Genomic DNA, 12,513 nt, shown 5'->3' on the forward strand with positions numbered 1-12,513 from the left:
AAATAAAAATGTTCTACAATAATAAATACCCTTATCCAGAGCAACCATACTATCCTCAAAATCAAGAACAACGATATCCAGAGCAGCAGTTTGAAGAACAAGAACCAGAGCAACAAGAATTTCAATATCAACAGAATTCATACTTAGCACAACAAACTCAAGAAGCTCAATACCATCAAAATCCATATACAGCTCAGCAACCTCATGAAACTCAACACCATCAAAATCCTTACGTAACACAACCAGGTCAGGAAACTCAGTACCAACAGAATCCTTACGTAGCTCAACAAGCTCCATATCAGCAACCACAAATGTATCAACCATACCAGGATACACGTGTTTCACCACCTGCACCAACATTAGATTCCACTCAACCACATATCTTGCCACCAGGGCCTACTACAGCTATTCCCACTGAACCAACACAACAACAAATTCAACAAGTTGTTGGTACACACTATTTGTCGTTAAAGAAACCTGTATTAGATTTCGTAAAACCATGGGTAGAGTACGGTATGAATGAAGCAAAACATACCTCTCAACAACACGCAATGACAGAGGTTGCTGCAATTATGTTCTTAGTTGGAAAAGGATTTAATCCGACAATTGCTCATTATATTGTGGAATCTTGGGAGAAGAATGAACAGTTTTAAGCTTGTTCATTTTGTGTAATACAAGTACTATAAAAGTGCCATAAAAGCCTGTTATACAAGCTTTTATGGCACTTTTTATTTGTTATATTTTATTTTATTTCAAAAGTGAATTTCATATTTTTTCACACGTTTTTATATCATTTGTGAGCAAAATGTGAGCAAAAAATAGCCTTTTAATTAAACTGTATTAGATAAATTTTTATTTTAAAAACAATTCATTTAACATAAATTTCCGCAATAATTTTGTATTACAATCCCTTTAATAAATATGGATTGCCGTTCCCATTTGTGAACTTGTGTGCGAAACATATCCTCTGAATTCATCGTGTTTTAAATTAAACTGAAAACGTTGATTTATTAAGGTTTTCAAAAAGTGATGTTTCATTTATTATAACAAATGAGAGGCAGGAAAATTATGATATATCAAAATGAGAAGATTCGTAGAAAAAAAGCATTAATCAGTGCCAAAAAAGTCTTTAGCCAATTTTCAAATTTAGAACTTATTGAATTTGAAAATCCCGATTCTGAATGGATAAAACTGTTCGACACAGCATTGAAACAGTTTCGTAATATAGACTCTAATCCAACATTTCACATTCCTATTGGTGATGTTAAAAGTAAGTATATTTTATGGATTGAAAGTTCTTTAGGTTCTTTAAGTTTTTCAAATCATAAAACAGAATATTTTATATTAGTTCCTAATTGTTTAGAGCCGGTATGGGCAAATGTTAGAATATTGAATTTCACAAAATCTATCGAGGAACTTTGGGACATTTCTGAAACTAATGAATTTATAATTGCTGATAAGAGTACAGGGCAAATTGCACAAATATTTTCTGAAGAAGAATGTTATGAAATTCACTTTAAGCGCTGCAACACAGACCTAATTGACTCTTTAAAAAATTAATTTGTAAATTAATATTAGTATTAGGAATTTAAGCCTTGATTAGCTGAATGTTTTTCAAACTTTCTGAATAGATGAGTATAGCAACTTGTGTAAAGTGATTGAGCAAGCAGTAAAAAATATATTATACAAAAGAGCACACCTGAATTAGTGAGTGCTCTTTTGTAACTCCTACTTCACATATACAAAGGCTTCGTTTGCAGTTACATAGTATGTCTGTCCTTTGCTATTGTGTACTTTGTATTGTGGCGAACCGTTCACTGTTACTTTCTTATTCTTTCTTTACTTTTCCAAACACCTTTTTGAAATGAAAATAATTCCAAACCATGATTTCTTTTAAAATTTATCTTTAAAATACCATCTTGGTAATTGAAATATCCTTTGGACAACTTCTGCATTAATAGCTCGCTTTATTAGAGGGAATTTTCTGAAATTTCAAAACTAATCATACATCGCTTGACCTAACTATATAGTTGAAAAGAAATGTGCATCAACAAAGATAAAATAATAGGGAGGAATTTTCTATTGAAAAGTAAAATTGGTGTTTTTTTACTTGTGTTATCTTTGGTTTTTGGTTGCATCCTTTATAACCCCTCTGTATCGAATGCAGACTCCTTATCCAAGGAATATGTTCCGAACCAAATTATTGTAAAATTTAAAGACAATACGTCTCTTAGTAAAACTCAAGAATTTCATAAATCAGTAGGAGCTGACGTTGTATCAAAAGATGATGTCTTGAAGTTTGAAGTTATTAAATTTACTAAAGGTACTGTCAAAGATAAAATAAAAATTTATAAGAATAATCCTGATGTAGAATATGCAGAGCCAAACTATTATTTTCATGCATTTTGGACTCCTAATGATCCCTATTTTAGTAATCAATATGGGCTACTAAAAATCCAAGCACCTCAGGCATGGGATGCACAGAGAAGTGCTCCTGCTGTCAAAATCGCTATTGTCGATACCGGTGTACAAGGTAATCATCCTGATTTATCCTCTAAAGTTATATACGGCCACGATTATGTAGATAATGATAGTCAATCAGATGATGGAAATGGTCATGGTACACACTGTGCGGGTATTGCAGGTGCTCTTACAAACAATAATATTGGAATTGCAGGAGTTGCTCCACAATCCTCTATATATGCAGTCCGAGTACTTGATAGTCAAGGAAGTGGGACTCTTGATGCTGTAGCAAAAGGTATCAGAGAATCTGCCGATGCTGGAGCAAAAGTCATTAGCTTAAGTTTAGGAGCTTCTAGTGGAGGAACTGCATTGCAACAAGCCATTCAATACGCTTGGAATAAAGGCGCTGTGATAGTTGCAGCTGCAGGAAATGATGGAAATACAAGACCAAATTATCCTGCTTATTACAATGAAGTAATTGCAGTTGCATCTACAGATCAAAATGACCAAAAATCTCATTTCTCAAATTATGGAAGCTGGGTGGATGTAGCAGCTCCTGGTTCGAGTATCTACTCTACGTATAAAGGCAGCACGTACCGATCATTAAGTGGTACATCTATGGCAACCCCACAGGTGGCAGGAGTTGCAGGATTATTAGCAAATCAAGGCTACACTAACGTACAAATTCGTCAAATTATTGAAGCCACATCTGATAAAATCTCCGGAACAGGAACCTATTGGAAGAATGGTAGAGTGAATGCAAATAAAGCTGTACAGTATGGAACTATGTTAAATGAGAATAAAGCTTCATAAATAAAAAAGGCCGACTCATAGGGAAGTGCCCCCCAATTGTTAGACACAATTAACAATTGGAAGTGCATTTCACATAGGAATCGGCTTTTTTATTTTACTTGTACATAATACGGACTAGCTGTAATGTAATATACATTACCTCTGCCGTTTTGCACTTTATACTGAGGTGATCCATTCACCATAATCTTCGCATCAATTGCAAACCCTAATCCAGCATCTAATATACCAGCAACATCTTTATCCTGCCAAGATGGAGAATCATAGAAACGTAGGTTGTCCACTTTGGACACAATACGCTTTCCTGCAATCGGATTAACTGGCCCTTTCTTCTCAAACTTGATGTAAGAAGGATTGTTATATACCCATTGATTTCCTCCAAGATTTAATCAACCATCTTTTTCTCCCCATACTTGGTATGATTCTGGTTTATTTAACTGACGAATAACAGAGTAACTTGCACCTGCCCCTTTACGAAGAAAAACCCTCAACACGTTATGTGTCAAGGGTTTAAGCCTCTTAGTAAAGAGACATATATTGATCGCGTTCCCATTGGTGATGTTGCTAACCTTCAAGAAAATATAAATGTAAAAGACGGAAATATGATATTTGGTGAATATAAAGGCGTAAGGGTTGGAGTAATAAAAACAAACGGTAAGATTGGAACTGTATTCCCAGATGGAACAAAACAACCTTAAAAATGCAAATAAAGGAGAATTAATTATGTTTGAAGAACAAGTAAGAAAAATTATAGAGGAGCGAAAGGCAATTCATCCTGAAAATATTTTTTTAATTGAGAAATATTGGGAAGAACTCGCAGAATTATTAAGCGAAGATATTGAACAAACTATTAAATTTTTAGATACCGCTTCAGAAGAAGAAGTAGAATGGCTTAGTGAAGTATTTGAGGATGTAGATTTTGACGAAAAAACTAAAGAATACGTGGAGTGTTTAAAACGTTTAGTACAAAAATTTCCGAACTCTACAATAAGACCATCTGTTGAAGTTGTAGAAAAAATGATATTTTAAATACAATCGAATTTAGATGAATAGATTCAATCTCATATTGCGACATATATAGATGTCGTATTTAAAAAAAGCAGCTATATCATGCACTTAGAAGCATATACAGCTGCTTTTTATTAAACATAACATAGATTATTGGTTTAATTAATTATTATAAGCCCTAATTTACTTTAATTGAAATATAAGCACCATGAACTCAATGGTTATCATAAAAAAATCAAATAAAATCAGAAAAACTATATAAAAATGGACGGAAATCCTGATTATTATATCTAATAAAATAATACATAAAAATTCGAATTTCAAAGTTGGTGGACGTTTTTACTCCCCTAAAATTATTGAATGGTGAATTTAAATTAAATGGGGAGATGACCGGGGAATATGATATAAGGCGTGCTTGGGAAGGTATAGATCCATCAACAGGCGATAAACTTTTATGGTTGGATCGAGTATCAGCTGGCGGAATGATGGTTCTGGGTGTTACACCAGTTGGAAAACTTGCTAAAATGGTGAAAGGTGTTAAAATGACTGCAGATGCAGCCCAAGCTGCTAAAAAAGCTGCTAAAGCCGCCGAAAATTATAAAGATCATCTTGAGAGACAAGACAAATTGTTAACTAGTAATGGTGCAGCAAGACGTGAGGCTGGAATCCCCAACTCTACTCCACGCCAAAAACCTACTCCTGTTTATGATGGAACTAGTGAACATAGATTGGTAGAAGAATACACCAATATTAAAAATGAAAAAGTATATATTATTGAACATAGAGAAGATAAAATGGGAAGAGGTCCCCATTTCCATACTGCAGACGCTGAAAAAGGGAGTCCTCTGGAAAAAGGAAGATATAATCAACATCCCGGACATTATCCAGAAGATATTGAGGGTTACAAGAAAAAAGGCAAAAAATAAGAAACTAAAGGTGTGAAAAGTTTTGAGTAATGCGAATAAAAGTCGAATGGAAATTTTGAAAATGAAAGCAAAAAGAAACGCTAGTAGAAAGGAACTTATAAACGAACTTTCTAATATTATTACCGTTTCTATGGACTCATTTATGGATGCAGAATCTAATGATTTACTTTGTAAAGAATTATTTAATAAGCTAGAACAAAATTCAAATATAAAAAATTTTGGTAGTACTGATTATAAAGAAAATGGGAAACTATCAATAGCACTGTTAAAAGAAACAGCTAAAAGTATTAAATTTCCAGTTAATCAAGGAAGACTCTTTTTCTCTAGAGGTGGTAAAATTGAAGCAGTTAAGCTGAACATCTCTGAAGTATTTGATAATTTAGAAGAGTTATCAACCATTTCAAGATTTCTAACTGGGTATGCTGATTTTGTATTAGTTGGTGATGATTTAGAATTCGGTGTATGTATTGAGAGAACGGAATATTATTATGAATTTAGTATGTGGGGAATAACAACAGTTTAAAATACGAAAGTAAATAAGGCCGCCTCTATTTGAGAGCGGTCCTATTTATTATTTTACATATACCAATGTATTATAATAAAAAAGAACGAATGTTTTATGACCTAGAGCAGGCTCTAGTAGATTCAGAAACAATGAGAGAACATTATTTTAATTGTGCATGTACTAGGATTGTGCGTTGTCTTAAAAAAACGAAGACTTTCCTGATAGCATGGCATATGAAGCATAATGAAATGAACAAATATATAAGCCGGCTCCTTTAATAGGGACCGGCTTTTCATATTACTTTACATATACATAAGCTTCATTTGCTGTTGTGTACTTTGTACTGAGTTGAACCATTTACAGTTACTTTGGCATCAATTGCAAATCCTAATCCTGCATCTAAGGTACCAGCAACATCTTTATCTGCCCATGAAGCAGAATCATAGAAACGTAGGTTGTCCACTTTAGCGACAACGCGCTTACCTACAACCGGATTAACTAGCTCTTTCTTCTCAAATTTGATGTAAGAAGGATTGTTATAAACCCATTGATTCCCACCGAGGTTTAGCCATCCATCTTTCTCGCCCCAAACTTGGTATGCTTCCGGTTTGTTTAGTTGACGAATAACGGAATAGCTTGCATCTGGGCCTTTACGCAGATTTATATTATTACCTTGAATGTATACAACTCCTTCAACATTTGCAGTTGGTACTTCTGCTGGTTTAGATGGTTGCTCAGGAACAGAAACTTCAACATTAGCATTATTGTATGCACGCTTCACATCTGCACGGAATTGAGCTTCTGATACACCATGACTGCGCAAGTAATCAAGCGTATCTTCGTGGTCAGTACCACCCAAATACTTCGTCACATCATAGTGAGTCCATAATCCTTTTTCTACAGATAAACCGCGGTCACGTAAAATCTTAGCTAGTAACTTCACATATTTATCATATGAGCGTTTGAATTTATCATAATCTGCCGTCTCGCATAACTCTACGTGTACAAAACGTTTATTCGCACCAGGTCCACCGCCATAAGCAATGTATTTTGTATCGGCAATTTGGATTGTTTCGTTCCAATCGACTGCATAGTGTACGAAGGCATTTCTCCATGTACGAGTTTCATATTTTTGAATATTAATAGCCGGAGCTTCTGGAGTCGCTGTGCTATGCGCCACAACGCCCTCGTAAGCCCCTACTCCATAACGGTACGGCTGTTTCGGTAAATCGGGAATAATAAGCGTTCTATCAGCAAAAGCCCCTGTAGCAAAACTCAACAGGAGCAATAGAGTCATAAATACAGAGGAAGCTAGTTTAATTGATTTTTTCATTAAGCATCTTCTCCTTTTTCTTCGTGGTCTGTCCAAATACCCAAAGCAATCCCAAATAAATAAACAGCCTTTTCAACCTTATCCAAATTACCTTCGAATCCGGTCATTCCAAAGACTGATAAAATTAATCCAAAGCATGAAAAAAGCGCAACCCATGTTTTCCAGTTGCGCAAACGTTTTAAAATATTTTCTTTTGTAAGTGGCATATCTTATACACCTCCTTTCAAGAGTAATCCAATAAGTGCTGTTACAATCGCACCGATTATGATGCGGAGAATCCAGGTTGTATTGGCACTGATTTTTTCAAGCTGCTTGTTTATATTCACGATGTCGTTCTCATTGACAGTAGTACGAGTTTCTAAGCTGCGGATATCACGTTGCATATCTTTTTGATCTGATTTAATTTGTTGGATTTCTTGCTTTAACTCGATAATTTCTTGCATCGTTTCACTCCTTTACAAAATAAAAAAGACCAGCTATTGCTGCTCTGTTGTCGGTGACGCTTCTATTTGGCTTCCTTTATCGATTAAACTTTGAACTAAAGCTTCTAAAGATGCTACTCGATTATTCATTGCTGCTATCTCTACATCTTTTGCTTCTAATTGTCCTTTTAATACTGCTATATCTTGATCATGTTTTTCATCTAGTTCTTGAACTGCTCTCATCGTTAATGATGTCATAGAATACAAGTGAGTACCTGTTTTATCTTTATCAACAAAGACATCATCCGATTCATCAACAATAAGACCGTAATATTGTTTGATGTCTTTCGTTGTTAAAGGAGGATCATTAGGATCTTTGTTCTCCCTCATTTCATAAAGTAAATTCGTATCACCCTTATAATTAAACTCCCTAATCTTAGCATTTCTAACTTTCTCTAAAGCAGAAAACGGTACATCGCGAATATTTGATTTGTATTCTCGTAAAGATAGAGCTATTATATGAGCTTGCACTCCTCCCCATCCATCACCAACAATATTCGGAGTTAAAAACTGAACAACTCCTGTATAGCCCGTAACTCTACTGTTTCGCATTGTTACGTTCGGCATTACTAAATCAGCATCCGAACCATTATCAGATATTGTTAATGATGAACTGTATGAACTAGTTTTACCGCGTCTGAAATGCCATTTTCCATTTCCAGAGTAGAGAACTTGGAAATCGTTAGCATGTAATACACTGATTCCACTTCTTTGCATTTCCAAAAATACAGATTTATAGGTTACTCCATTTATTACCTCATCTACTAGTCTGATATTTGTACTAGCATCAGAGAATCCTGCTCTCATTTGAGTCACTTGCAAAGCACCTAGAACACCGCTAAGAGTATTGTCTCCTCCTAGAACAATAGTTGGTTATACATCTCCATCCGATCGTCTATGATAACCGACATACAGACGAACGACACCACTTTCTATGAGACGTATAAACTGATTATCTAAACCCACATAATTGTTTGTATTAGATGTTCTAACTTGAAGACCGCTAAGAAATGGTAGTTCAATTGAAGAAGGAGCAATGTGTGGTCCATTAAATAGTGAGAAAAAAGATGAATCTTTACTGGATAAGTTTAAACATGGTGTCGAAGATATTTATGAAAGTGCTTCGGACTTTATACAAGGCGCTGGCAGTGCAGTAGCAGAAGACTATATTGGACTAACACCACCTGATAATGATAAATTAGAAAGCAATGCAACTTATCAAGCTGGAAGGTTTACTGGACATGTTTTATCAACGGTAGGATCTATTGTAGAAATTTTTGAAGGTATTTCAGTCATAGGCGGGGCTAATTTCTTAACCTTCGTCGCAGAAGTAGGAAGTGGTGGGTTAGCATCACCAATTGTTCTTCCATTAGATGCAGTTGCTATAGCGGCGGGGCTTGGTGCTGTTGGACATGGTGGGTTTGTTTTGAATAAATCAATTCAAAATGCTCAGGATACTCTTCAAAAATTCGAGTCTTCTGGTGGGCGTGTTAGTGAAACTAATAAAGTTAAAAGTTTTCAAAATAGAATTGATAACATACGTAATAGTATGCCAAATAATACTCTTAAAAAGCGTGGTAATATGGCTACAGCAGATGTAAAAATACCTGGATTAAAAGATAAGTTTAATGCCCATAGTAAAATTAATTCAAAATTTGATAAAGGTGCAGATGTTGAAGAGTTTTCAATGTTGAAACCGGAATCAGAACGTATTTTCAAAAGCTATGAGCCATCTGCTTCTAAACCAGATGCGACTAAATTTGATAAATTTCATGATACAGAAGCAAAAATTCGAGAAGATATAGCTTCTCAAATTAAGAATCCAAATATTTCTGGAAAAATTGATTTATATACAGAACTACCTGCTTGTCAAAGTTGTAGTAATATTATTTTAGAATTTAGGAAGAGATATCCTAATATTCACCTTAATATACACACAAAAAATTGAAATTTGGAGGAGACAGAATGAATTTAAGGTATGATGAGATTAAAGAAGATGTTATTGATACATATAGTAGCCTTCATATTAGAGCAGAATATGAAATAAAGGATACTTTTTATGCGTTACTAAATGATTATGAACATTCAGAAGAATATACTGAAACGGAAGAATGCTGTATCTACGTTAGCTTTGCATTGTTACTTATTGAAAAAAATAAAAATATTGATTTTATAAAAACTCGTTTAAATGAATTACTTGACAACAAAAAGATGGAAGTTCATAGAATAGAGTTAAAAGATGAGATTGCAGAGTTTACTAGTGATGTTAATAAATTGAAGGGATTTTTATAGGAGTATTGTAATTACTTTCGTTTCATCTGAATGATTACAGTTCGATAACGTAGTTTTATGAAAAGAGAGACCCCTTATAATAACCTCCCATTAGCATATACAATAAATGATGGGAGATAAAAAAGAGCATTTTCTAATTAGAAAATGCTCTTTTACAATTCATACTTCACATATACAAAGGCTTCATTTGCAGTAACATAGTATGCTTTGCCTTTGCTATTGTGAATTTTGTATTGTGGTGATCCATTGACAGTTACTTTTGCATCGATTGTAAATCCTAATCCTGTATCCACAGTTCCGACAACATCTTTATCCTGCCAAGAAGGAGAATCATAGAATCGTAGGTTGCCCACTTTGGACACAACACGTTTTCCTGCAATCGGATTAACTGGCTCTTTCTTCTTAAACTTGATGTAAGAAGGATTGTATTTAATCCACTGATTCCCCCCCAAGATTTAACCAACCATCTTTTTCAGACGAGTCATTCATAATCTATGAATTATTCATTGTAAAAATGTAATAAAAAGAAATATAATTTTCTTATTTCGGTTAGAAACCATGTAATTTCTAGTATATTCCTATATAATCAATAGAGAAAATCTTACAAACGGAGGTATCAACATGGCACTTTGGAGTAATATTGGCACATTTTTATTTTTAATAGCTCTTATTTTACTCATCTTATGTATCATTTCATTCTTTAAGAAAAATGGTAAAGCAATGAGATATGGTAGACCTACGGTTATTTGTTTTATTATTTCATTTTTAATATCAGCAACAAGCACCGCGGAAACGAAGCACCCTATTGTTAACTTTTTCGCTAATGTATGTTTAATCCTATTTATTTTCTTCCTTGTCTTAGCAATCTTATCTATCATTAAGAAAACTGGTATGGCGAAGAAACAGTTTTTAATTACAGCTGTTTTATTTATAGCTTTCGGGCTATTAACCAGTGTCGCAACTCCTTCTGCTGAAAAAATAACAGCAAAAGATAAAAAAGTTGCAACTGAAAAAAAAGAACTAGAAGATAAAAAAGATGCTAAAAAGAAAGAGGCCGACGAAAAGGCTCAAAAACAACAAGAAGAGCAAAAACGTCAAGCCGAGGAACAAGCTCAAAAACAACAAGAAGAGCAAAAACGTCAAGCTGAGGAACAAGCTCAAAAACAACAAGAAGAGCAAAAACGTCAAGCTGAGGAACAAGCTCAAAAACAACAAGAAGGGCAAAAACGTCAAGCTGAAGAACAGGCACAAAAGCAACAAGAAGAGCAAAAACGTCAAGCTGAGGAACAAGCTTCACAAAAGAAAAGTACTGTAGCGTCCTCAGCTACTAGCAATCATGGTGGATCTAATGGTCAACCTTTCCAAAACGATCCTAGTGATGATAAAGAAACAAACACTTCTTGTAAAGGTCAAATTAAAGGAAATGCCAATTCTAAAAAATATCATGTTCCTGGAGGTCAATATTATGATTCTACAAAAGATAATATCGTGTGGTTCTGTTCAGAAGTTGATGCCAAAGCAGCTGGTTATGTAAAATCAAAAAAGTAAGCTTTTTTTCATATTTAAAAACGTTGGGTGACAGAGTCATTTATATCTGTCACCCAACGTTTTTCTTTATTTCAAATACTTTTTCTAGGAAGGTGAAAAAACAAAACATGCTATTTTCGAACAAACTCCTTCCCACTCTTTATAGAAAATAGTAGTTTATAATATCTTTTCAATCTCCTTCTCTAATTCTTCCGGCTTCTTCTGAGGCGCAAATCGATCAATCACTTTCCCATCACGCCCTATTAAAAACTTCGTAAAATTCCACTTTACTGCCTTCATACCAAGTATGCCCGGTGCCTGATCCGTCATATATGTATATAGTGGATGCACGTTATCACCTTTTACATCAACTTTAGTGAACATCGGAAAGGATACACCGTAATTTAATTCACAAAAACTTGTAATCTCCTCTTCTGTACCTGGTTCTTGTCCTCCAAATTGGTTACATGGGAAACCTAAGATTTCGAATCCTTGCTCTTTATACTTTTCATAAATGGCTTGTAATCCTTTATATTGCGGTGTAAATCCACATTTACTTGCAACATTTACAATGAGAAGAACTTTACCTTCATACTCTCGTAACGATTTTTCTTCCCCTGTAATTGTTTTTGCAGAAAAATCATAAACTGTCATATATATCTGCCCCTCTCTATTATTTCATACTTATTCTCATCATATATGTATTTAACTTCTCCGTCTAATGAGAGCGCTTTATTTTTGTTCAAAAATTCGACACAAACTACTAGACAAATAGCTTGGAAAGTTTTACAATTAAATTGTGAACAAAATGTGACAGTTTACCTTCTAAATTGTGACATTTTCAATTCCATTATAATGAATAAAGGATGGTGTTGATAATGAAAACTGCACAACGTGAAATGATTTCAAATCGCGAGTTTTACTTCGTATTATACATGATGTTACTATTTGTTGCCGGTTGGTTTATGGATGTGAATGGACTATTTTTAAGCAAGTACTTTACACTTGCAGGAATGATTTCTCTTCCACTAGTTGGTGGTCTTGTCGGATTCTTTATTATGTCAATTAGTAAAGAACAAACAAAATAATAACATTACATAAAGGCAGAAAACGATTTTTCGTTTTCTGCCTTTTATTTTATAATAAAAGAACATAAGACTATAAGGA

At 34.2% G+C, this 12,513-nt stretch carries 14 protein-coding genes and 5 pseudogenes; 11 read left to right on the plus strand and 8 right to left on the minus strand.

Annotated elements, in window-relative coordinates; translation table 11 throughout:
• Positions 1 to 8: 8 nt before the first annotated feature.
• Together MHH71_RS04945 and MHH71_RS04950 are read left to right on the plus strand one after the other, a co-directional pair.
• A complete protein-coding gene (locus MHH71_RS04945; protein ID WP_018783000.1) occupies positions 9 to 653 on the plus strand; it encodes a hypothetical protein in 645 nt (214 codons plus the stop codon).
• Positions 654 to 1,068: 415 nt separating this feature from the next.
• Complete coding sequence (locus tag MHH71_RS04950) at positions 1,069 to 1,560, plus strand: hypothetical protein (protein ID WP_018783001.1); 492 nt, start codon at positions 1,069 to 1,071, stop codon at positions 1,558 to 1,560.
• 168 nt (positions 1,561 to 1,728) lie between these two features.
• On the opposite strand, the pseudogene MHH71_RS30530 reads toward MHH71_RS04950, so the two are convergent.
• Positions 1,729 to 1,827 (minus strand): annotated as a pseudogene (locus MHH71_RS30530) (N-acetylmuramoyl-L-alanine amidase); the annotation flags it as partial.
• Positions 1,828 to 2,082: 255 nt separating this feature from the next.
• On the opposite strand from MHH71_RS30530, the gene MHH71_RS04955 reads away from it, so the two are divergent.
• On the plus strand, positions 2,083 to 3,276 hold the full coding sequence (locus MHH71_RS04955; RefSeq protein ID WP_006094684.1) for a S8 family peptidase: 1,194 nt from the start codon (positions 2,083 to 2,085) through the stop codon (positions 3,274 to 3,276).
• Between the two features lie 89 nt (positions 3,277 to 3,365).
• Here MHH71_RS04955 and MHH71_RS04960 read toward each other — a convergent pair.
• Positions 3,366 to 3,758, minus strand: a pseudogene (locus MHH71_RS04960) (N-acetylmuramoyl-L-alanine amidase); the annotation flags it as partial.
• Between the two features lie 12 nt (positions 3,759 to 3,770).
• On the opposite strand from MHH71_RS04960, the gene MHH71_RS04965 reads away from it, so the two are divergent.
• The 4 genes and pseudogenes from MHH71_RS04965 (at position 3,771) to MHH71_RS04980 (ending at position 5,730) form a co-directional block, all read left to right on the plus strand.
• Complete coding sequence (locus MHH71_RS04965; protein WP_018783004.1) at positions 3,771 to 3,971, plus strand: EndoU domain-containing protein; 201 nt, start codon at positions 3,771 to 3,773, stop codon at positions 3,969 to 3,971.
• Between the two features lie 25 nt (positions 3,972 to 3,996).
• Positions 3,997 to 4,302, plus strand: a complete 306-nt coding sequence (locus MHH71_RS04970; RefSeq protein WP_018783005.1) for a hypothetical protein — start codon at positions 3,997 to 3,999, stop codon at positions 4,300 to 4,302.
• Positions 4,303 to 4,661: 359 nt separating this feature from the next.
• A pseudogene (locus MHH71_RS04975) lies at positions 4,662 to 5,207 on the plus strand (HNH/endonuclease VII fold putative polymorphic toxin); the annotation flags it as partial.
• 22 nt (positions 5,208 to 5,229) lie between these two features.
• On the plus strand, positions 5,230 to 5,730 hold the full coding sequence (locus tag MHH71_RS04980; RefSeq protein WP_018783007.1) for a YxiF family protein: 501 nt from the start codon (positions 5,230 to 5,232) through the stop codon (positions 5,728 to 5,730).
• A gap of 301 nt (positions 5,731 to 6,031) precedes the next feature.
• Here MHH71_RS04980 and MHH71_RS04985 read toward each other — a convergent pair whose 3' ends face one another.
• From MHH71_RS04985 to MHH71_RS05000, 4 genes are read right to left on the minus strand one after another with little or no spacing between them, the layout of a single operon-like run.
• Positions 6,032 to 7,045 carry a peptidoglycan recognition protein family protein gene (locus tag MHH71_RS04985; RefSeq protein ID WP_006094678.1) on the minus strand — a complete coding sequence of 338 codons (1,014 nt, stop codon included), beginning with the start codon at positions 7,043 to 7,045 and terminating at the stop codon, positions 6,032 to 6,034.
• Entirely contained in the window at positions 7,045 to 7,251 is a 207-nt protein-coding gene (locus MHH71_RS04990; protein ID WP_003205225.1) for a hypothetical protein, read from the minus strand. Before MHH71_RS04990 ends, MHH71_RS04985 begins: the two co-directional genes overlap by 1 nt.
• 3 nt (positions 7,252 to 7,254) lie before the next feature.
• Complete coding sequence (locus MHH71_RS04995) at positions 7,255 to 7,488, minus strand: hemolysin XhlA family protein (RefSeq protein WP_006094677.1); 234 nt, start codon at positions 7,486 to 7,488, stop codon at positions 7,255 to 7,257.
• A 33-nt stretch (positions 7,489 to 7,521) separates the two neighbouring features.
• Complete coding sequence (locus tag MHH71_RS05000; protein ID WP_006094676.1) at positions 7,522 to 8,334, minus strand: tail fiber domain-containing protein; 813 nt, start codon at positions 8,332 to 8,334, stop codon at positions 7,522 to 7,524.
• A gap of 196 nt (positions 8,335 to 8,530) precedes the next feature.
• Between MHH71_RS05000 and MHH71_RS05005 the strand changes: the two are divergent.
• A pseudogene (locus MHH71_RS05005) lies at positions 8,531 to 9,475 on the plus strand (deaminase domain-containing protein); the annotation flags it as partial.
• 17 nt (positions 9,476 to 9,492) lie between these two features.
• Complete coding sequence (locus MHH71_RS05010) at positions 9,493 to 9,819, plus strand: hypothetical protein (RefSeq protein WP_006094674.1); 327 nt, start codon at positions 9,493 to 9,495, stop codon at positions 9,817 to 9,819.
• A gap of 152 nt (positions 9,820 to 9,971) precedes the next feature.
• On the opposite strand, the pseudogene MHH71_RS05015 reads toward MHH71_RS05010, so the two are convergent.
• Positions 9,972 to 10,293 (minus strand): annotated as a pseudogene (locus MHH71_RS05015) (N-acetylmuramoyl-L-alanine amidase); the annotation flags it as partial.
• Positions 10,294 to 10,440: 147 nt separating this feature from the next.
• On the opposite strand from MHH71_RS05015, the gene MHH71_RS05020 reads away from it, so the two are divergent.
• Complete coding sequence (locus tag MHH71_RS05020) at positions 10,441 to 11,367, plus strand: sunset domain-containing protein (RefSeq protein WP_006094672.1); 927 nt, start codon at positions 10,441 to 10,443, stop codon at positions 11,365 to 11,367.
• Between the two features lie 156 nt (positions 11,368 to 11,523).
• Here the strand turns inward: MHH71_RS05020 and MHH71_RS05025 are convergent, their stop codons facing one another.
• Positions 11,524 to 12,000: a glutathione peroxidase gene (locus tag MHH71_RS05025; protein WP_006094671.1), complete on the minus strand. Its 477-nt coding sequence runs from the start codon at positions 11,998 to 12,000 to the stop codon at positions 11,524 to 11,526.
• A gap of 224 nt (positions 12,001 to 12,224) precedes the next feature.
• Here MHH71_RS05025 and MHH71_RS05030 point away from each other — a divergent pair, with 224 nt between their 5' ends.
• Positions 12,225 to 12,434, plus strand: a complete 210-nt coding sequence (locus tag MHH71_RS05030; protein WP_006094670.1) for a DUF3925 family protein — start codon at positions 12,225 to 12,227, stop codon at positions 12,432 to 12,434.
• Positions 12,435 to 12,513: the final 79 nt, after the last annotated feature.

Source organism: Bacillus sp. FSL H8-0534 (assembly GCF_038005885.1).
GTDB lineage: Bacteria > Bacillota > Bacilli > Bacillales > Bacillaceae_G > Bacillus_A > Bacillus_A pseudomycoides.